Genomic DNA, 17,899 nt, shown 5'->3' on the forward strand with positions numbered 1-17,899 from the left:
TCAGCTGTCGTTTTTCTGGTAGATGATGGCCTTGGTGCCGTTCTCGCAAGTGCCGACGATCATGGCGACATCGTGCTTTTCAGCCTCCTCTTTGGAGACTATCTCCAGCGTGTAGGAAGGCACGGCATTCGCCTGAATCTTGATTTCGATCTCCTGCTTGAGTTCTTCGCAATCCTTGGGCGCAGCGAAGGCCGAGGTTGCCAGCACGCTACAGAAAACCGCCAAAGCAAAACGTTTCATGGTTGAAGCTCCCGGGAGCAGTGCGCACGACGATGCGCGAAAGCTGCTGTCATTTATTCGACCACATTTTTGCCTGGCGGGTTCTGATTCTGCTCAAGTCGATCAGTTGACCAGTGACGCATCCAGGCTGATCTTCGCATTCAAGACTTTCGACACCGGGCAACCTTCCTTGGCCTTGTTGCTCAGCTCTTCGAACTGCGCCTGGGTGGCGCCCGGAATCTTCGCCCTGAGAATCAGCTTCACTGCAGTGATCGCGAAACCGCCATCAACCTGATCCAGGGTGACCTCAGCCTGGGTGTCGATACTTTCTGCCTTCAGACCGGCATCGCCGAGGATCATCGAGAACGCCATGGAGAAACAGCCGGCATGGGCGGCGCCGATCAGTTCTTCCGGGTTGGTGCCCTTGCCGCCCTCGAAACGGGCCTTGAAGCCGTAGGGCGCCTCCCGCAGGACGCCGGTTTCGGTGGAGATCGAGCCGATGCCGGTTTTCAGGTCACCTTCCCAGTGTGCGGATGCTTTCTTCACGATAGCCATGTGTGCCTCCTCAGGATCGGGCGCGAAAGCCGCGCCGTCAGGGTTTTTACTTGCAAGGCTTCTGAGGATAGACGCCAGGACAAAGTTCAGCCCGGCTGAGTCGTTGACTTTTTTAGTAGGAAATTTCGGATAGGCTATTGAAACTCGGGTATATGCCCTTATTGCACAGAACACGCTTATGAATTGGGCAGGTTTGCGTTCGTCAGGAACACACCGGCGCCCTCAATCGGAGATGCAGGTTCATGAAGCAACTGTCCGACGTAAAGTTTTCCACTCTCGATCTGGTGCCGGTGCGCGAAAATGGCAGCCCGGCCCAGTCGCTGCGCAACTCGCTGGATCTGGCGCAGCATGTCGAGAAATTTGGCTACACCCGGTTCTGGGTGGCCGAGCACCACAACATGGACGGTATCGCCAGCTCCGCCACGTCGGTGCTGCTGGGCTATCTGGCTGGCGGCACCTCGACCATCCGTGTCGGCTCCGGCGGCGTGATGCTGCCCAATCATGCGCCGCTGGTGATCGCCGAGCAGTTCGGCACGCTCGAAAGCCTCTATCCGGGGCGCATCGACCTCGGTCTGGGTCGCGCGCCCGGCTCTGACCAGATGACCGCCCGGGCCCTGCGTCGCGAGCGCTCCGGCAGCGCCGATGATTTCCCTGAAGACGTCGCCGAGCTGGTGCGCTTCCTCGGCCCGCGTACGCCGGATCAGCGTGTGATCGCAATGCCGGGTACCGGCACCAACGTACCGATCTGGCTGCTCGGCTCCAGCCTGTTCAGTGCGCAACTGGCCGGCGAGCGCGGTTTGCCTTATGCCTTCGCCTCGCATTTCGCACCGCGCTTCATGCATGAGGCGATTCGCGTCTATCGCAATCACTTCAAGCCGTCCGCAGTACTCGATAAACCGTACGTGATGCTTGGCGTGCCGCTGGTCGCGGCCGACACCGACGAACAGGCCGACTACCTGGCGACCTCGGTGTACCAGCGTATTCTCGCGCTGATGCGCGGACAAAGCCTGGTGCAGCGTCCTCCGGTGAAAACCATGGATGGCCTGTGGCTGCCTCATGAGCGTGAAGCCGTAGGCGATTTCCTGGGCCTGGCGATGGTCGGCAGTCCGCAGAAAATCCGTGCGAAGCTGGAAGTGCTGGTCGAACAGACCCAGGCTGATGAGCTGATCTTCACCTGCGATCTGTACGAACACGCCGATCGCCTGCATTCCTACGAATTGCTGGCGCAGGTGATGAAGGGCTGAGGCCTGATAGTTGTGCAAAGTATCCGGGTACAAAAAAGCCGACGCATTGCGTCGGCTTTTGCATTTCAGGCGATCAACCGCGTTTGTAGACGATTTCCTTGGTCTTGCCTTCGCAAGTACCAACGACTTTCCCGCCGTGTTCTCCTTTATCGACGATCTCCAGCGAATAACCGGAAACGCCCTTGGCATCCAGTTTCGCCGCGATCTCGGCTTTCAGCTCTTCACAAGGCTTGCCGGCAGCAAACGCACCACCGGCAAGGCTCAACAAACCTACTGCCAACATGAACTTCTTCATCGGTCGCACTCCCTGGTCGGATTAAAAGAGGCGGGCACCGAGTTCACTCGATGCGCTCACCCTGTAGCGCTTTGCCATTCCTATGGCATTCGGCCAGCGCGCAAGTTCAGAAGCGTAGTCCAAACTCAACTGCTGGCAATCCGGAACCCGACTTTCAGGGTCACTTGAAAATGGGCAGCCTTGCCGTCCTTGATGTGGCCACGCGTATCGACCACTTCAAACCATTCCAGATGCTTGATGCTCTTGTTGGCCTCGGCCAGTGCATTGTTGATGGCGTCTTCGATGCTGCTGGTGGACGAACCGACCAGCTCGATTTTCTTGTAGGTGTGATGGTCACTCATGGCGATCTCCTTGACGTGTGGATTTGAGCCTAGCAGCGATTTGCGCTGTTGATTTCGGTCGCCGGGAGAAACCGGAGTTCAGATTTTCTGCACTTTCCAGAACCCGTGAAGTCCCAAACAACACACGCCACTCATCACCAATGCAGGAGAGCCACCATGGCCAACACCTCGTTACGCAAAGCCTCGTTGCAAAGCATGGAAGCGGAGATCGAGAGTCTGCTCAAATCGTTGGAAAGCCTCAAAGACGACGCTTCGGACGAGTCGCGCAAGACCCTCAAGGCGCTCAAGGGCAACGCCGAAAGTGCGCTGAAACATTCGCGCAGCCTGCTCAGCGATGCCTACGAAGAAGTCAAAGTCAAAACCCGCGAGACCGGAATCGCCACCCGTGATTACGCGCAGGAACATCCGTGGACGACCGCCGGTGTGGCGGTCGGTGCGCTGGGTCTGTTGGCCGCCTACTTGCTGTTCAAGCGAGGCGAATGATCCGCCTGGCGCAACTCGTTCCTGAGCCACTGCGCCAATTGCCGGGCGCGCCCGTCGGCGGCGCGCTTGGGTAGCCACAACGCCAGTTGCGCCGGGGTTTCGCAAAAGCCCCATGGCGCGACCAGGCGTCCTGCCTTCAAGTCTTCGACCACCAACGGTTCTGGCGCAATCGCCACACCCAGACCGGCAACGGCTGCTTCCAGCAAGTAATACAAATGCTCGAAACCCTGTCCCAGCTTCAACGCCTTGGCGTCGAGGCCGCTCTGCCGTGCCCAGCTCGGCCAGGCTTGCGGGCGAGAGGTGGTATGCAACAAGGGCTCGCCGAGCAGAGCGACGGGCGGTGCCGATTGCAGGTTCGGGTAGCCACTGAACAGCGGGCTCATGACAGGGCCGATCCGTTCGCTGGCCAGCTCGTACACTTGCATGTCGGCTGGCCATGGCGGCTCGGCGAACAACAGCAAGGCGTCCAGTCCCGGGCGACGCGGGTCGAGGTCGCCTTCACCGGCCGACAGGTGCAGGCGCAAATCCGGCAGATCGGCATTCAGCCTGCCCAATCTGGGGATGAACCAGCGCGCCAGCAGGCTGCCGGAGCAACCGAGCACGAACGGTGCGTCGGCGGTGCTTTGGGTGAGCTCGGCGCACACGCTGCGCAAGCGATCGAACGCCTCGCCGCTGGCGTCGCGCAGACGGATGCCGGCATCTGTGAGTTTCAAGCCGCGACCATCCTTGACGAACAGGCTGACGCCCAGATGCTCCTCAAGCACCTTGAGCTGGCGGCTGACCGCGCCGTGGGTGACGTGCAGCTGCTCGGCAGCCTGGCTGACGCTGTTCAGCCGGGCGGTGGCTTCGAACGCACGCAAGGCGTTCAGCGGGGGAAGGTCATGGCTCATGATATCTGTGAGTTTTTCTGACAGGTTGTGGCGATCTTATCGGTTTTCAGCCTGGAAGGTCAGGGGTAGAGTGAACGCCATTGTCTTCTCGTGAAATCCGCTGGAGCGAACCATGACCCAGACTTCGAACACCTCCGATCTGCGTAACGGCCCTGACGCCAACGGCTTGTTCGGCTCGTTCGGCGGCCGTTATGTCGCCGAAACCCTGATGCCGTTGATCCTCGATCTGGCCCGCGAATACGAAGCGGCCAAGGAAGATCCGGCGTTCAAGGAGGAATTGGCCTACTTCCAGCGCGATTACGTCGGACGTCCGAGCCCGCTGTATTTCGCCGAGCGCCTGACCGAGTTCTGCGGCGGCGCCAAGATCTACCTCAAGCGCGAAGAGCTGAATCACACCGGCGCGCACAAGATCAACAACTGCATCGGCCAGATTCTGCTGGCGCGGCGCATGGGCAAGAAACGCATCATCGCCGAGACCGGCGCCGGCATGCACGGCGTGGCCACCGCCACCGTGGCTGCTCGCTTCGGTCTGCAATGCGTGATCTACATGGGCACCACCGATATCGAGCGCCAGCAGGCCAACGTGTTCCGCATGAAGCTGCTGGGCGCCGAGGTGATCCCGGTGGTCGCCGGTACCGGCACTTTGAAAGACGCGATGAACGAAGCGCTGCGTGACTGGGTGACCAACGTCGACAGCACCTTCTACCTGATCGGCACCGTGGCCGGCCCGCACCCTTACCCGGCGATGGTTCGCGACTTCCAGGCCGTGATCGGCAAGGAAACCCGCGAGCAACTGCAAGCGCAGGAAGGCCGCCTGCCGGACAGCCTGGTGGCGTGCATCGGCGGCGGTTCCAATGCCATGGGCCTGTTCCACCCGTTCCTCGATGACAAGAGCGTGGAAATCATCGGCGTCGAAGCCGCCGGTTACGGCATCGAAACCGGCAAACATGCGGCCAGCCTCAACGGCGGCGTACCGGGCGTGTTGCACGGCAACCGTACCTTCCTGCTGCAGGATGAAGATGGCCAGATCATCGACGCCCATTCGATTTCCGCCGGCCTCGACTATCCGGGCATCGGCCCTGAGCACGCCTGGTTGCATGACATCGGCCGTGTCCAGTACACCTCGGTAACCGATGACGAAGCGCTGGCTGCATTCCACCAGTGCTGCCGCCTCGAAGGCATCATCCCGGCTCTGGAAAGCGCCCATGCCCTGGCCGAAGTATTCAAACGCGCACCGAAGCTGCCGAAGGATCACCTGATGGTGGTCAATCTGTCCGGTCGCGGTGACAAAGACATGCAGACCGTCATGCACCACATGGAACACGCTCAACAAGAGCAATCGAAGCAGGAGAAACACTGATGAGCCGCCTGCAATCCCGCTTTGCCGAACTCAAGGAACAGAACCGCGCCGCCCTGGTGACCTTCGTCACTGCCGGTGACCCGGACTACGACACTTCGCTGGCGATCCTCAAGGGCCTGCCGAAAGCCGGTGTCGATGTGATCGAACTGGGCATGCCATTCACCGACCCGATGGCCGACGGTCCGGCGATTCAACTGGCGAACATCCGTGCCTTGGGCGCAAAGCAGAACCTGATCAAAACCCTGCAAATGGTTCGCGAGTTCCGTAAGGACAACAGCGACACGCCGCTAGTGTTGATGGGGTACTTCAACCCGATCCACAAGTTCGGCGTCGAGCGTTTCATCGCCGAAGCCAAGGAGGCCGGCGTTGACGGCCTGATCGTGGTCGACATGCCACCGGAACACAACTCGGAGCTGTGCGACCCGGCCCAGGCTGCAGGCATCGACTTCATCCGTCTGACCACGCCGACCACCGATGATGCGCGTCTGCCGAAAGTGTTGAACGGCAGCTCCGGTTTCGTTTACTACGTGTCGGTTGCCGGTGTGACCGGTGCCGGTGCGGCGACTCTGGAACACGTCGAGGAAGCGGTGGCGCGTCTGCGACGTCATACCGATCTGCCGATCAGCATCGGTTTCGGTATCCGTACGCCGGAGCAAGCCGCGTCCATCGCGCGTCTGGCCGATGGTGTGGTGGTGGGCTCGGCACTGATCGATCACATTGCCAACGCGACTACGCCGGCTCAGGCCATCGACGGCGTGCTGAGCCTGTGCTCGGCGCTGTCCGAAGGCGTGCGTAAGGCTCGCGTCAGCTGAAGGTAAAGTTCCTGATACAGAGGAATTAGCGCCTCGCGGCACAGACTAATTCGGCAAGACCGAGGGATTCAGAACCCGTTCTGAATCCCTTTTTGCTGTCAGTGCAGTGAGGAAAACCCATGAAAATGCCGAAACGTCTGATTGCCAGTCTGGGCGTGCTGATGATCAGCGCCACGCCGCTGCTGGCCAGCGCCGACCCGCGCGACGATCACGACCACGGCGGCCCGCAGCAGGGCCACTACGATGATCGCGGTGGCGATCACCATGATTGGCAAAGCAGCCACCGTGGCGGCCCACCACCACGTGACTTCGGACCGGTGCGCCAGGTGATCCGTGACAACCATGGCTACTTCGTTCGCGGTGCACCGCCACCTCCGGGTATTCGTCTGGAACGCGGCCGGCCGTTGCCCCACGGGTATTATGGTGAGCGGCTGGATCCCCGGGCACTGGGGCGTTTGCCGGTGTATCCGGGCTATGAGTGGCGCCGGGCCGGCGGCGATATCGTGTTGATCGCGGTCGGTACCGGTATCGTCTACGAAATTCTGGATGGCGTTCTGTACTGATTTGCAGGCAATGAAAAAGACCGCAGCCTTGCACAGGCTGCGGTCTTTTGTTTTTCAGGGTCGTTGTTTTCAGGGCAGTTCCAGACCCCCCGAGGCCTTGTGAAGTTTGCGCAAATGTTCGCCGATCTGTTTCACGTTGGCCTCGTTGGCGGCAATCTCTGCCGCTCGCTTCGGTTCCAGCAGCGCACGTACTTCCTTGTCCAGATCACCGCTCAGTGCCAGCAGCTGTTTCTGGCGCTGGCTGCTTTCGGCTTCCAGTCGTCCGAATTCGCTCGGTTGCGGCAGGCCATAACCACGAGAGTCGAGCAGTTCCGCCGGGCGACTGAGGAAGCCGCTGTTGGCGAGGATCTGCTGCAACGTCGCGTTGGCTTTATCCATGCCGCCGTTTTCCAGCTCCCGGGCACCCAGGTAGCGTTGCTTGACCTCATCCTGAGCCAACAGCAACTGGCGCCGGAAACTCGCCTGCTCCAACAGCAGCAGAGCAGCGCTGGTACGCAAATCGGCACGTTCGAACCAGGGCCGTCGTTCTTCGGCCGACAGCGACAGCCATTCCTCGACGCTGGTCTGCTTGATCGGCAATTGTTTCTTCAGCACTTCGAACATCGCCTGATAGCGATCACGGAACGAGTCGAAACGATAACCCAGGCGCAAAGCCTCTTTGGGGTCGTCCAGCACGCTGGTATCGGCCAGCCCCCGACCTTTGAGCACCTCAAGCAGGCCATTGGGCATGATGCTGTCGAGACCGACAAGCTGCGAGTTATTGCTGCCGCTGCGCAGCAACTTCAGGCTTTCCACCGCGCAGTTGTTGGACAGGAAGAAGTAGTTGCCGTCGTAGCTCCAGTGCATTTCGGCGGCGTGCTCGACCACGTCTTCGATCTCGCTGCGCGACAGGTTCAGCGGCACCGAGGCGAGGCTGCGCAGTTCGGTCTTGGTGTATTCGTCGATCACCTGTGCCAATGGCAGAACGAACAGACGCGACGGGTACTTGCCGACCAGTCCGTCCCAGCTCGACAGCTGCACGTCGCCGACGAATGCGCGGTAGGACAGCACCAGATGCTGGTCCAGATCCAGCCGGCAGTCCGGCCCACGGGGCCGGCCCGGTGCGCAGATCACCAAACGCAACATGCTGTGACCCCAGCGACTGACCCAGTTCTGATTCGCTTCGGCCAGCAGGTAGTCGATGGCGTAGACCCGCTCCGGATCGACCTGGCCCAGCGGCTGTTTGGCAAAGTCGTTACCGGCATTGAGGAAAGCGAAGGATTTGGCGCAGGTGTCCTTTTCCGGCGGCGCCCAGCCGAAGTGTTCCTTGTAATAGCGGTACAGCGCCGGACGGCGGCAGGCGTAGCTCGGGTCGAGGAGGAAGTACTCCATGTTGACCGCGACGAACTCTTTCGGGCTGGAGATTTCGTACAAGTCCGGGCTGCGGGCGATCTGCCGGTTGTGCTGCTCGCGTTCGCCTCGACGACCGACGTATTGCTGCCAGCCTGCAAGGTCAAGCAGGCGCGGGTCATCGCTGAGGGTGAAGCGCCGATCGTTCTGACCCCGGCATTCATCCGGCAGGCCTACCAGTCCGGCGCTGTTGTTGCGGCGGGTGCAGCGCTGGATCAGCGTGCGCTCGGCGGCTGGCCACAGGCGTGCGCGATCGTAGATGTGGGTGATTTCGTGCAGCACTGTAGCCAGCAACTCCTGACGCACGGTGCCGTGGGGGCGATTGGTCTTTTGTCGGGCCGCGCTGCCGTCGGTGAGGCTGGCGAGCAGTTTGCGGTTCAGATCCAGCTCGGAAACGAGTGTCGCCTGCCCGTAGGCGTTGGCGGGCATGTCGTCGGTCCAGCCGACATCGATGCGCCTATCCAGGCGCTCGATGAAGCTGGGCGGCAGTTTCTGCATCGCTTCATCGAGCAGCGCCTGGCTGGCCTGTTGTTGGGCGGGGCTCAGACCGTCGGTCTTGAGCCGCAATTGCAGGCTGGCGTGGGCGTTGCTGCCGATCAGCAGCAACGCCCCGGCCAGCAGCCAGGCGTTGAGAGATTTCACAATGCGAGGATGGCTTCGGCGAGTACCTGGTCGCTGGCGTCGCGTGCTTCCGGCACGCGGGTGCGCAAGGTGTTGAGGGCGGCTTCCAGGTGCGCGCCACGGATATCACCGTTGCTGGCGACGAAACTGGCGGCGTCGTCGTGGGCTTCGCGGATGATTTTCGAATCGCGGATCGACGTGGTGGTGTCGGACGTGAAATCGATGGTGCGCTGGGAGGCGCGAACGATGATGTTACTGGTGGCTACCAGGGTGTGCGCCTGGGCCATATCGGCCAACAACAGCAGGCCAAGGGCGGCAGCAATCAGCGGGCTACGCATGGAACGACTCCGGGAGGGACAAGAATGACTATTGGACGAGAATTGCCTGTGCCAGTTCAAGGTCGCTTACATGAAGTTTTGGCCGGGATTTGCGCAGATAATGCAGTGCGGATTCCAGCTGAGCGCCTCGTAACTGGCCGTCACTGGCAACGAATGCCGCGGCATCGTCATGGGCGGCAAGCATTAGTTTACGGTCGAAAGGCGCGGAAGACACCATGCTGGTGGCGTAACCGCTGACAACGGTGTTTTGCGTCGAGACGTCAAAGGCATCGGCCGACGTCGCCCAGCCGGCAGCAAACAGGACAGAAGGGATAAGCAGATTTGAAAGAAAACGCATGAGTCTCGGGTGCTGTAAGTGAGCCCCAAGGCTAGCGTAATGACCGGACCAGAGCCAGCGGCGAAACATCGGGACACGACTGACGTGTCCCGTCCCGCCATATCCGATCAGATCGCCAGGATGGCTTGCGCCAATTGTGCGTCGGTCGCGTTCAGTTGAGGTGCCTGATGGCGGATGAGGTCCAGGGCACTTTCCAGTTTCACGCCGCGGATCCGGCCTTCGCTGGCAACGAAGCTGGCAGCGTCGTCACGGGCGGCAATCACGACTTTGTTGTCACGCAGCGAAGAGCTGACGTCGGAAGTGGCGTCCGAAGAAGACTTCAGCGCACCCACAACGGCGTCTGTGGTGACGATGAAACTGGAGGCACTGGCATTGGCTGCCACGGCCAGCAAGGCTGCAGCACTGAGCAGGCGAAGACGGGACATGGTGTAACTCCTCTGGAAATTTCGTATTGAGAGGTGGCTTGGTGTCTGGGTAGTCAGACGCCAGTCGCACGGCATTCGCCACGTTCTGTCCGGGATATTAGGCCTGTGCACGAGCTTCGCACAGTGGGCAGATTGCTAGCGCCAGAAGGGTTTCTCCAGTTCGTTCAGTCGATCCGCGTGGCTGAGGCCGAGATCGGCGAGATCCCGCGCATCGAGTTGGGCCAGCAGGCGCCGTGTTCTGACGCGTTCAAGACGTTGGCAGAAATCTCTGACCAGCCGCCGAAGACGACTGAAACGAGCAGAGCGGTTCACCGTGATTGCTGAAACATCCTGTAAGTGATTCATGACGTCTTCCTTCTTCCAGTAGCGGCGGAAGGTCATGTTGAACCGGATGCCGTGGGGAAGGCAGAGACACCCTGAAATAATTGTACTGGTTCAGTTTGTACTCAAACAAAACTGAACCTGTCTGCGGGGCAGGCATCTGTGTCACATGTTTCCCGAGCCCAAAACGACAAGACCCGTCGCGGTTTCCCGCGACGGGTCTTGTGTGTTCAATTCGGGTTGCTGGCGGTGGGTCTCGCGACCAGAGCCAGCGACGCTACTTAGCGCCAGAACGGCTTGCTGAGCTCTTCGTAACGTTGTGCTTCGCTGATACCGGCGTCAGCCAGCAGACGCGAATCCAGACGAGCCAGTTGATGGCGGCTGGAGATGCGGCGCTGCCACAGCATCAGGTTGGCGATAACGCGCAGAGGCAGGGAAGCCTGGGTTTTTGCAGCTTTGTCTTCGAAGAACAGTTCGGAACTGAGTGTACGTTCCATGGTTGACATCCTTCCGCTTGTGGCGGGATCAGGTAGTGGTTAACTGGTGCCCATGATCCTCTCGTTTGGCCAGACTCTCTAGATACAGTTCACTTGTATTGTGCGTGACCAGTTAACTGTTTATAGGGGGTGTACGGGTCAAAATCGAGCAAACTGTACCTGTCTGCGCTTATTTGGTGCATTTTTATCCGGTTCGTAGGATTGTGTAGGCAAAATCCGTAAAAAAAGACCGATACAGTAGTACAGTTTTTAGCGGTGTGAAGTATTTTCACAATCCCGCTGGCGAAACTGTGTTTGCGCCAGCGGAAAATCGATGCGGATTACGCCGTCAGCATCTGCCCGGTTTCTTCCAGATTGATATGCCAGCTCAGGGCATCACGCAGGATGTGCGGAGTGTGACCGCCGATGGCGCAGGCTTTTTCGAAATAGTCGTTCAGCGCCTGGCGGTAATCCGGGTGCACACAGTTGTCGATGATGACCCGGGCGCGCTCCCGTGGCGCCAGGCCACGCAGATCGGCCAGACCCACCTCGGTCACCAGGATGTCGACGTCATGCTCGGTGTGGTCGACGTGGCTGACCATTGGCACCACGCTGGAAATCGCTCCGCCCTTGGCGATCGATTTGGTCACGAACACCGCCAGGTGTGCGTTGCGCGCGAAGTCACCCGAACCGCCAATGCCGTTCATCATCCGCGTGCCGCAGACGTGGGTGGAATTGACGTTGCCGTAGATGTCGAACTCAAGTGCCGTGTTGATGCCGATGATGCCCAGGCGACGAACCACTTCAGGGTGGTTCGAGATCTCCTGCGGGCGCAGCACCAGTTTGTCCTTGTACTTCTCCAGGTTGCCGAACACGTCGCTGTTGCGCCGCTCCGAGAGGGTGATCGAACTGCCCGAGGCGAAGCTCAGCTTGCCCGCATCGATCAGATCGAAGGTCGAATCCTGCAGCACTTCGGAGTACATGGTCAGTTCTTCGAACGGCGAATCGATCAGCCCGCACATCACCGCGTTGGCAATGTTGCCGATCCCGGCCTGCAGCGGGCCGAGCTTGTTGGTCATGCGTCCGGCATCGACTTCCTGCTTGAGGAAGGTGATCAGGTGATCGGCGATGGCTTTGGTGTCGACGTCCGGCGACGAGACGGTAGACGGCGAATCCGGCTGCTGGGTGATGACGATGGCGACGATCTTCTCCGGCGGGATCGGGATCGCGGTGCTGCCGATACGGTCGTCGACTTTTACCAGAGGGATGGGCGTGCGGGTCGGACGATAGGTCGGGATATAGATGTCATGCAAACCTTCGAGGTTGGCGTTGTGCGCCAGGTTGATCTCGACGATCACGTGTTTGGCGAAAATCGCGAAGCTCGCCGAGTTGCCCACCGAGGTGGTCGGCACGATATGGCCCTGTTCGGTGATGGCCACGGCTTCGATCACTGCGATGTCCGGCAGCTTCAGTTGCTGGTTGCGCAGTTGCTCGACGGTTTCCGACAGGTGCTGGTCGATGAACATCACTTCGCCGGCGTTGATCGCCTTGCGCAGGGTGCTGTCGACCTGGAACGGCATGCGCCGGGACAGGACGCCGGCCTCGGTCAGTTGCTTGTCGAGGTCGTTGCCCAGGCTGGCACCGGTCATCAGGCTGATTTTCAGCGGCGTGACCTTGGCGCGCTCGGCCAGTGCATGGGGAACGGCCTTGGCTTCGCCGGCGCGGGTGAAGCCGCTCATGCCGACGGTCATGCCGTCCTCAATCAGCGCAGCGGCGTCGGCGGCGCTCATCACTTTATCCAACAACGAAGGCAGGCGAATACGGTCACGGTACATGGATTATTTTCTCGGGCAGCGAGTAGCAGGATGCGCAGTCTAGTGAATTTCGCGGACGCCTGTCCCGCTACCAAGGTCGCAAACGAGGCGTCTATTTAGCGGGTTTCAAGTAAAACACCGTTACCGGATCTGCAACAACGCGGCAAATTGTCCGACGGTTTTTGCAAACAAAAACGCCCCGACAGGTCGGGGCGTCCGGGTACAACAATCAGCGGTTTACTCGACCGCTTTGACCATGTCTTCGATGACTTTCTTCGCGTCACCGAACACCATCATGGTCTTGTCCAGATAGAACAGTTCGTTGTCCAGGCCGGCATAGCCGCTGGCCATCGAGCGCTTGTTGACGATGATGGTCTTGGCCTTGAACGCCTCGAGAATCGGCATGCCGGCAATGGGCGATTTCGGATCGTTCTTGGCGGCCGGGTTGACCACGTCGTTGGCTCCGAGCACCAGCACCACGTCGGCCTGACCGAACTCGGAGTTGATGTCTTCCATCTCGAACACCTGGTCGTACGGCACTTCGGCTTCGGCCAGCAATACGTTCATGTGGCCAGGCATCCGACCGGCCACCGGGTGGATCGCGTATTTCACGGTCACGCCGTGGTGGGTCAGCTTCTCGGTCAGCTCTTTCAACGCGTGCTGTGCACGGGCCACCGCCAGACCGTAGCCTGGAACGATGATCACGGTGTCGGCGTTGGTCAGCAGGAAGGTTGCGTCGTCAGCCGAACCGGATTTCACCGGACGGGCTTCTTTCTCGCCAGCAGGACCGGCGTCCGCGGTATTGCCGAAACCGCCGAGCAGTACATTAAAGAAGGAACGGTTCATCGCCTTGCACATGATGTACGAGAGGATCGCACCGCTCGAACCCACCAGCGAACCGGCGATGATCAGCATCGAGTTGTTCAGGGAGAAGCCAATACCCGCTGCCGCCCAGCCGGAATAGCTGTTGAGCATCGATACCACCACCGGCATGTCGGCGCCACCGATCGGGATGATGATCAGCACGCCCATGACGAACGCCAGAGCCAGCATCAGTGCGAACGCGGCGAGGTTGCCGGTCAGCATGAAGGTAACGCCGAGGATCAGTGTTGCCAGGCCCAGTACCGCGTTCAGCTTGTGCTGACCGCTGAACTGTACCGGTGCACCCTGAAACAGTCGGAACTTGTACTTGCCCGACAGCTTGCCGAAGGCGATCACCGAGCCGGAGAAGGTGATTGCACCGATGGCTGCGCCAAGGAACAGCTCCAGACGATTGCCCGCCGGGATCGAATCGCCCAGTTGCTTGACGATGCCCAGCGACTGCGGCTCGACCACCGCCGCGATGGCGATGAACACCGCTGCCAGACCGATCATGCTGTGCATGAACGCGACCAGTTCCGGCATCTTGGTCATTTCAACGCGCTTGGCCATGATCGAACCGGCGGTGCCACCGATCAGCAGGCCGACAATCACGTAGCCAATACCGGCAGTGGCCCCGCCTTGTTCTAAAGAGAGCGCGCCGAGCTTATAGATGAGGCCGATGGTGGTCAGGATCGCCAACGTCATGCCGACCATGCCGAACAGGTTGCCGCGGCGTGACGTAGTCGGGTGCGACAGGCCTTTGAGGGCCTGGATGAAACAGATCGACGCGATCAGGTAGAGCGTCGTGACGAGGTTCATGCTCATTACTTGGGCGCCTCTTCTTTTGCTTTCGGGGCTTTCTTCTTGAACATCTCAAGCATGCGGCGGGTGACCAGGAAGCCACCGAACACGTTGACAGCGGCCAGTGCCACGGCGAGGGTGCCCATGGTCTTGCCCAGTGGCGTGACGGTCAGGGCGGCAGCGAGCATGGCGCCGACGATCACGATCGCGGAAATCGCGTTGGTGACCGCCATCAGCGGCGTGTGCAGCGCAGGTGTAACGTTCCAGACCACGTGGTAGCCGACATAAATCGCCAGCACGAAGATGATCAGGTTGTAGATACCGGGGGAGATAAGCTCTTCCATCGTCTGAATCCCTGCTTAGGCGTTTTTGCGGATGACCTGGCCGTCGCGGCACATCAGGCACGCGGCGACGATGTCGTCTTCGAGGTTCACTTCGAACTGGCCTTCTTTGGTGAACACCAGTTTCAGGAAGTCCAGCAGGTTGCGTGCGTACAGTGCCGAGGCATCTGCGGCGACTTCACCGGCGAGGTTGGTCGGCCCGACGATGGTCACGCCGTTCTCGACCACGACCTGATCGGCCACGGTCAACGGGCAGTTGCCACCCTGAGCGGCTGCGAGGTCGATGACCACCGAGCCGGGTTTCATCTGCGCCACGGTGTCCGCGCTCAACAGCACGGGTGCCTTGCGGCCCGGGATCAGTGCGGTGGTGATGACGATATCGGCCTGCTTGGCGCGCTCGTGCACGGCCTGGGCCTGACGCTGCATCCAGCTCGCCGGCATCGGGCGTGCGTAACCGCCGACACCGACCGCGCATTCGCGTTCTTCATCAGTCTCGTAAGGCACGTCGACGAACTTGGCGCCGAGGGATTCAATCTGTTCCTTTACGGCCGGCCGGACGTCGGACGCTTCAATGACGGCGCCTAGACGTTTCGCTGTGGCGATCGCCTGCAACCCGGCCACGCCCGCCCCCAGAATCAGCACGCGCGCCGCTTTCACGGTGCCCGCAGCGGTCATCAGCATCGGCATGAAGCGCGGATAGTAGTGGGCGGCCAGCAGCACGGCCTTATAGCCGGCGATATTCGCCTGGGAGGACAACACATCGAGGCTCTGGGCCCGCGAGGTGCGTGGAGCCGCTTCCAGGGCGAACGCGGTGATGCCGCACTCGGCCATCTTCGTGATGATGTCGTTGTTGAACGGGTTGAGCATGCCGACCAGTACCGTGCCGCGCTTGATCAGCGTCAGCTCGGCATCGCTTGGTGCGACCACTTTGAGAATCAGCTCGGCGCCAAACGCGTCATTGGCGCTGCCAATGGTTGCGCCCGCCGCCTCATAGGCACTGTCGACAACGCTGGCTTTAACGCCGGCGCCGCTTTGCACAGTGACCTTGTGACCTTGGCTGATCAGCTTTTTGATGGTTTCCGGCGTTGCAGCAACCCGTGTTTCACCGGTCTGGGTTTCGAGAGGAACACCAATGTGCACGTCAAATCTCCTGCGTGATCTTATTGAGTAAACCCATGCACTACGGATGGTGCGACTGGGGCGGCCGATCAGCACGATCCCGCCGAATCAGGGCGGGGCGCGGCATTTTGCAGGCGAAGTTTATGCCCTTCAAGGGATTATGACGGGTGACGGAAAATTAACTACAAGTCATCCCGTGACCGAATGTCGCAGATGGCCAGATGAATCCCTTGCAGGCCGTGCCTTTCAAGGAGTCTGGATGAATTTGAAGAATTTTCTCATCGGTGACGTGAATAGACTGCAATGAGTCGTGAATGAGGGCGCAAAGCCACGTCGGCAGGCGCTTTTGGGACGTCTGTACGACCTTCGTATACAGTCTGTCGATTTGCGACAAATAGTTATATCTGTAGGGCTTTGATTTTTCTGACTACGGGGTTAGTAATTGATGGAGCCCTTTAATCTTCAGGGCTGTAGCTGTGTGCCTGATTCACCAGCCAGTCGCGAAACGCCTTGAGGGACGCCGATTCGACTTTGCGCTCCGGAATCATAAGGTAATACGCCTTGACGCTGGAGAGCGCGTTGGGGTTGGCAATGACCAGACGTTTCTCGGCCAGTTCGCGCTGAATGAGGAACGGCGGGATCAGCGCGATGCCCATATCGTGCATGGCCGCCTGGGCCAGCATGGAGAATAGCTCGTAGCGCGGACCTGTCATGTCGCGGGGGATGCTCAGATGCTGTGAGTTGAACCATTGCCGCCAGGCATAGGGCCGAGTGGTCTGTTGGAGGAGGGGGAGGTTCGCGACTTCTTCGGGTGTCAGAAGCTTCCGGTTGCCGAGCAGGGCGGGGCTGCATACCGGCATCGGGTTTTCACCCATCAGTCTGTGCGATTCGGTGCCCGACCAATCCGCATCGCCGAAATATATGGCGGCATCGAAGTCGGTATCGGCAAACAGGAACGGACGGGTGCGGTTGGTCAAGTTGACCGTCACTTCCGGATGCTTGAGCTGGAAGTCCTTCAGTCTCGGCAGCAGCCATTGCGTGCCGAAGGTCGGCACCACAGCGAGTTCGATGACATTGGTGCCTTGTTGTCCCATCACTGACAGGGTGTCGCGTTCTACCGCATCGAGTTGGGTAGCGACTCGTCGACTGTAGGAAAGGCCCGCTTCCGTCAGCTTTACCCCACGTCGGGAGCGTCGGAACAGTTCGACACCGAGGAAGTCTTCGAGACTGGCGATCTGTCGGCAAATGGCGCCCTGGGTGAGAGAAAGTTCCTCAGCCGCCCGGGTAAAGCTCTCATGGCGGGCGGCGGCTTCGAAACTGATCAGGGCGGTGGTGCTCGGTATCTTGCGGCGCATGTACGTCAACCTCACTAATACGCCGCATGGAAGGCACCTGGCGACGTTTCGGAGTGAGAAAGTAGCACAACAGGATGCAAAATCTTCGTTTGTCGGGATGGCGAAGCGGGCCTAGGATCGATTCCACGTCAATTCACCCGATTTGCGAGGACTCACTCATGGGCGGTAAAGCTAGCTTCAACTGGATCGATCCACTGCTGCTGGATCAACAGCTGACTGAAGAAGAACGCATGATCCGCGATACCGCCGAGCAATTCGCCCAGCACAACCTTGCACCACGCGTTCTAGAAGCCTTCCGCCATGAGAAGACCGATCCTGCGATCTTCCGTGAAATGGGTGAGGTCGGTCTGTTGGGTGCGACCATTCCCGAGCAGTACGGTGGCAGCGGTCTGAATTACGTCAGCTATGGTTTGATAGCTCGTGAGGTCGAGCGCGTCGACTCTGGCTACCGCTCGATGATGAGTGTGCAGTCTTCGCTGGTGATGGTGCCGATCAACGAATTCGGTACCGAAGCACAGAAGCAGAAGTACCTGCCGAAACTGGCTTCCGGCGAGTGGATCGGCTGCTTCGGTCTGACTGAACCGAATCACGGTTCCGACCCGGGCGCGATGATTACCCGTGCACGCAAGGTCGAAGGCGGCTACAGCCTGACCGGCGCCAAGATGTGGATCACCAACAGCCCGATCGCCGATGTGTTCGTGGTTTGGGCCAAGGACGACGCTGGTGACATCCGTGGCTTCGTCCTGGAGAAGGGCTGGAAAGGTCTGAGTGCTCCAGCGATTCACGGCAAGGTCGGCCTGCGGGCTTCGATCACCGGTGAAATCGTCATGGACAACGTTTTCGTGCCGGAAGAGAACATCTTCCCAGACGTGCGCGGTCTGAAAGGTCCGTTCACCTGTCTCAACTCTGCTCGGTATGGCATCTCCTGGGGGGCGCTGG

The 17,899-nt window shown here is 59.9% G+C and carries 22 protein-coding genes (1 of these 22 only partly in view); 6 read left to right on the forward strand and 16 right to left on the reverse strand.

The features are described from left to right. Together NWV16_RS01480 and NWV16_RS01485 are read right to left on the reverse strand one after the other, a co-directional pair. A complete protein-coding gene (locus tag NWV16_RS01480; RefSeq protein ID WP_065260635.1) occupies nt 1–240 on the reverse strand; it encodes a DUF1161 domain-containing protein in 240 nt (79 codons plus the stop codon). A gap of 102 nt (nt 241–342) precedes the next feature. Then, the gene (locus NWV16_RS01485; RefSeq protein WP_260521700.1) at nt 343–774 is read right to left on the reverse strand and encodes an OsmC family protein; all 432 of its coding nucleotides are present in this window, start codon (nt 772–774) and stop codon (nt 343–345) included. A gap of 242 nt (nt 775–1,016) precedes the next feature. Here NWV16_RS01485 and NWV16_RS01490 point away from each other — a divergent pair, with 242 nt between their 5' ends. Continuing rightward, a complete protein-coding gene (locus NWV16_RS01490; protein WP_134828656.1) occupies nt 1,017–2,018 on the forward strand; it encodes an LLM class flavin-dependent oxidoreductase in 1,002 nt (333 codons plus the stop codon). A gap of 73 nt (nt 2,019–2,091) precedes the next feature. Here NWV16_RS01490 and NWV16_RS01495 read toward each other — a convergent pair whose 3' ends face one another. Together NWV16_RS01495 and NWV16_RS01500 are read right to left on the reverse strand one after the other, a co-directional pair. Next, on the reverse strand, nt 2,092–2,313 hold the full coding sequence (locus NWV16_RS01495) for a DUF1161 domain-containing protein (RefSeq protein ID WP_260521701.1): 222 nt from the start codon (nt 2,311–2,313) through the stop codon (nt 2,092–2,094). Nucleotides 2,314–2,438: 125 nt separating this feature from the next. After that, nucleotides 2,439–2,654 (reverse strand): dodecin, encoded by a 216-nt coding sequence (locus tag NWV16_RS01500; protein WP_260521702.1) that lies wholly within the window; start codon nt 2,652–2,654, stop codon nt 2,439–2,441. A 156-nt stretch (nt 2,655–2,810) separates the two neighbouring features. Between NWV16_RS01500 and NWV16_RS01505 the strand changes: the two genes are divergently transcribed. After that, nucleotides 2,811–3,137: a YqjD family protein gene (locus NWV16_RS01505; protein WP_007953918.1), complete on the forward strand. Its 327-nt coding sequence runs from the start codon at nt 2,811–2,813 to the stop codon at nt 3,135–3,137. Here the strand turns inward: NWV16_RS01505 and NWV16_RS01510 are convergent. Further along, nucleotides 3,110–4,027 carry a LysR family transcriptional regulator gene (locus tag NWV16_RS01510; protein ID WP_260521703.1) on the reverse strand — a complete coding sequence of 306 codons (918 nt, stop codon included), beginning with the start codon at nt 4,025–4,027 and terminating at the stop codon, nt 3,110–3,112. The two genes, NWV16_RS01505 and NWV16_RS01510, sit on opposite strands and share 28 nt — an antisense overlap. Before the next feature lie 112 nt (nt 4,028–4,139). Between NWV16_RS01510 and trpB the strand changes: the two genes are divergently transcribed. The 3 genes from trpB to NWV16_RS01525 all read left to right on the forward strand — a co-directional run bounded on the left by trpB (nt 4,140) and on the right by NWV16_RS01525 (nt 6,762). Beyond that, nucleotides 4,140–5,387: a tryptophan synthase subunit beta gene (gene trpB, locus NWV16_RS01515; protein WP_260521704.1), complete on the forward strand. Its 1,248-nt coding sequence runs from the start codon at nt 4,140–4,142 to the stop codon at nt 5,385–5,387. After that, a complete protein-coding gene (gene trpA, locus NWV16_RS01520) occupies nt 5,387–6,199 on the forward strand; it encodes a tryptophan synthase subunit alpha (RefSeq protein WP_260521705.1) in 813 nt (270 codons plus the stop codon). Before trpB ends, trpA begins: the two co-directional genes overlap by 1 nt. A gap of 119 nt (nt 6,200–6,318) precedes the next feature. Continuing rightward, complete coding sequence (locus NWV16_RS01525; RefSeq protein ID WP_085713007.1) at nt 6,319–6,762, forward strand: anti-virulence regulator CigR family protein; 444 nt, start codon at nt 6,319–6,321, stop codon at nt 6,760–6,762. Between the two features lie 69 nt (nt 6,763–6,831). Here NWV16_RS01525 and NWV16_RS01530 read toward each other — a convergent pair whose 3' ends face one another. The 11 genes from NWV16_RS01530 to NWV16_RS01580 all read right to left on the reverse strand — a co-directional run bounded on the left by NWV16_RS01530 (nt 6,832) and on the right by NWV16_RS01580 (nt 16,960). Next, a complete protein-coding gene (locus NWV16_RS01530) occupies nt 6,832–8,793 on the reverse strand; it encodes a DUF4105 domain-containing protein (protein WP_260521706.1) in 1,962 nt (653 codons plus the stop codon). Next, the gene (locus tag NWV16_RS01535) at nt 8,790–9,110 is read right to left on the reverse strand and encodes a DUF2388 domain-containing protein (RefSeq protein WP_065260625.1); all 321 of its coding nucleotides are present in this window, start codon (nt 9,108–9,110) and stop codon (nt 8,790–8,792) included. Before NWV16_RS01535 ends, NWV16_RS01530 begins: the two co-directional genes overlap by 4 nt. A 28-nt stretch (nt 9,111–9,138) precedes the next feature. Next, the gene (locus NWV16_RS01540; RefSeq protein WP_260521707.1) at nt 9,139–9,447 is read right to left on the reverse strand and encodes a DUF2388 domain-containing protein; all 309 of its coding nucleotides are present in this window, start codon (nt 9,445–9,447) and stop codon (nt 9,139–9,141) included. A gap of 107 nt (nt 9,448–9,554) precedes the next feature. Continuing rightward, nucleotides 9,555–9,872: a DUF2388 domain-containing protein gene (locus NWV16_RS01545; RefSeq protein WP_065260623.1), complete on the reverse strand. Its 318-nt coding sequence runs from the start codon at nt 9,870–9,872 to the stop codon at nt 9,555–9,557. Between the two features lie 135 nt (nt 9,873–10,007). After that, nucleotides 10,008–10,217 (reverse strand): DUF1127 domain-containing protein, encoded by a 210-nt coding sequence (locus NWV16_RS01550; RefSeq protein WP_260521708.1) that lies wholly within the window; start codon nt 10,215–10,217, stop codon nt 10,008–10,010. Between the two features lie 257 nt (nt 10,218–10,474). Further along, entirely contained in the window at nt 10,475–10,690 is a 216-nt protein-coding gene (locus NWV16_RS01555) for a DUF1127 domain-containing protein (protein WP_003220409.1), read from the reverse strand. Nucleotides 10,691–11,010: 320 nt separating this feature from the next. Continuing rightward, entirely contained in the window at nt 11,011–12,504 is a 1,494-nt protein-coding gene (locus NWV16_RS01560) for an acetyl-CoA hydrolase/transferase family protein (protein WP_260521709.1), read from the reverse strand. 216 nt (nt 12,505–12,720) lie between these two features. Then, nucleotides 12,721–14,169: an NAD(P)(+) transhydrogenase (Re/Si-specific) subunit beta gene (locus NWV16_RS01565; RefSeq protein WP_065260620.1), complete on the reverse strand. Its 1,449-nt coding sequence runs from the start codon at nt 14,167–14,169 to the stop codon at nt 12,721–12,723. Next, nucleotides 14,169–14,489, reverse strand: a complete 321-nt coding sequence (locus NWV16_RS01570; RefSeq protein WP_003220416.1) for an NAD(P) transhydrogenase subunit alpha — start codon at nt 14,487–14,489, stop codon at nt 14,169–14,171. The genes NWV16_RS01565 and NWV16_RS01570 overlap by 1 nt, the downstream gene beginning before the upstream one ends. Before the next feature lie 15 nt (nt 14,490–14,504). Beyond that, on the reverse strand, nt 14,505–15,626 hold the full coding sequence (locus NWV16_RS01575) for a Re/Si-specific NAD(P)(+) transhydrogenase subunit alpha (protein WP_260521710.1): 1,122 nt from the start codon (nt 15,624–15,626) through the stop codon (nt 14,505–14,507). A gap of 434 nt (nt 15,627–16,060) precedes the next feature. Beyond that, the gene (locus NWV16_RS01580) at nt 16,061–16,960 is read right to left on the reverse strand and encodes a LysR family transcriptional regulator (protein WP_260521711.1); all 900 of its coding nucleotides are present in this window, start codon (nt 16,958–16,960) and stop codon (nt 16,061–16,063) included. Nucleotides 16,961–17,118: 158 nt separating this feature from the next. On the opposite strand from NWV16_RS01580, the gene NWV16_RS01585 reads away from it, so the two are divergent. Next, nucleotides 17,119–17,899, forward strand: partial view of an acyl-CoA dehydrogenase gene (locus NWV16_RS01585; protein WP_065260616.1) — the 5' portion only. 401 nt of this gene lie beyond the right edge of the window; 781 of the gene's 1,182 nt are visible here — the first part of the coding sequence; it begins with the start codon at nt 17,119–17,121; its stop codon lies off the right edge, out of view.

Origin of the sequence: Pseudomonas sp. BW7P1 (genome assembly GCF_024981055.1) — a bacterium.
Lineage (GTDB): Bacteria > Pseudomonadota > Gammaproteobacteria > Pseudomonadales > Pseudomonadaceae > Aquipseudomonas > Aquipseudomonas bananamidigenes.

What these genes read in the sequence shown, in the direction of transcription:
- NWV16_RS01485 (WP_260521700.1), bottom strand. Translation starts at nt 774, where the DNA reads ATGGCTATCGTGAAGAAAGCATCCGCACACTGGGAAGGTGACCTGAAA.
- NWV16_RS01565 (WP_065260620.1), bottom strand. Translation starts at nt 14,169, where the DNA reads ATGAGCATGAACCTCGTCACGACGCTCTACCTGATCGCGTCGATCTGT.
- NWV16_RS01490 (WP_134828656.1), top strand. Translation starts at nt 1,017, where the DNA reads ATGAAGCAACTGTCCGACGTAAAGTTTTCCACTCTCGATCTGGTGCCG.
- NWV16_RS01545 (WP_065260623.1), bottom strand. Translation starts at nt 9,872, where the DNA reads ATGTCCCGTCTTCGCCTGCTCAGTGCTGCAGCCTTGCTGGCCGTGGCA.
- NWV16_RS01570 (WP_003220416.1), bottom strand. Translation starts at nt 14,489, where the DNA reads ATGGAAGAGCTTATCTCCCCCGGTATCTACAACCTGATCATCTTCGTG.
- NWV16_RS01535 (WP_065260625.1), bottom strand. Translation starts at nt 9,110, where the DNA reads ATGCGTAGCCCGCTGATTGCTGCCGCCCTTGGCCTGCTGTTGTTGGCC.
- NWV16_RS01525 (WP_085713007.1), top strand. Translation starts at nt 6,319, where the DNA reads ATGAAAATGCCGAAACGTCTGATTGCCAGTCTGGGCGTGCTGATGATC.
- NWV16_RS01495 (WP_260521701.1), bottom strand. Translation starts at nt 2,313, where the DNA reads ATGAAGAAGTTCATGTTGGCAGTAGGTTTGTTGAGCCTTGCCGGTGGT.
- NWV16_RS01550 (WP_260521708.1), bottom strand. Translation starts at nt 10,217, where the DNA reads ATGAATCACTTACAGGATGTTTCAGCAATCACGGTGAACCGCTCTGCT.
- NWV16_RS01510 (WP_260521703.1), bottom strand. Translation starts at nt 4,027, where the DNA reads ATGAGCCATGACCTTCCCCCGCTGAACGCCTTGCGTGCGTTCGAAGCC.
- trpA (WP_260521705.1), top strand. Translation starts at nt 5,387, where the DNA reads ATGAGCCGCCTGCAATCCCGCTTTGCCGAACTCAAGGAACAGAACCGC.
- NWV16_RS01580 (WP_260521711.1), bottom strand. Translation starts at nt 16,960, where the DNA reads ATGCGCCGCAAGATACCGAGCACCACCGCCCTGATCAGTTTCGAAGCC.
- NWV16_RS01500 (WP_260521702.1), bottom strand. Translation starts at nt 2,654, where the DNA reads ATGAGTGACCATCACACCTACAAGAAAATCGAGCTGGTCGGTTCGTCC.
- NWV16_RS01555 (WP_003220409.1), bottom strand. Translation starts at nt 10,690, where the DNA reads ATGGAACGTACACTCAGTTCCGAACTGTTCTTCGAAGACAAAGCTGCA.
- NWV16_RS01505 (WP_007953918.1), top strand. Translation starts at nt 2,811, where the DNA reads ATGGCCAACACCTCGTTACGCAAAGCCTCGTTGCAAAGCATGGAAGCG.
- NWV16_RS01540 (WP_260521707.1), bottom strand. Translation starts at nt 9,447, where the DNA reads ATGCGTTTTCTTTCAAATCTGCTTATCCCTTCTGTCCTGTTTGCTGCC.
- trpB (WP_260521704.1), top strand. Translation starts at nt 4,140, where the DNA reads ATGACCCAGACTTCGAACACCTCCGATCTGCGTAACGGCCCTGACGCC.
- NWV16_RS01480 (WP_065260635.1), bottom strand. Translation starts at nt 240, where the DNA reads ATGAAACGTTTTGCTTTGGCGGTTTTCTGTAGCGTGCTGGCAACCTCG.
- NWV16_RS01560 (WP_260521709.1), bottom strand. Translation starts at nt 12,504, where the DNA reads ATGTACCGTGACCGTATTCGCCTGCCTTCGTTGTTGGATAAAGTGATG.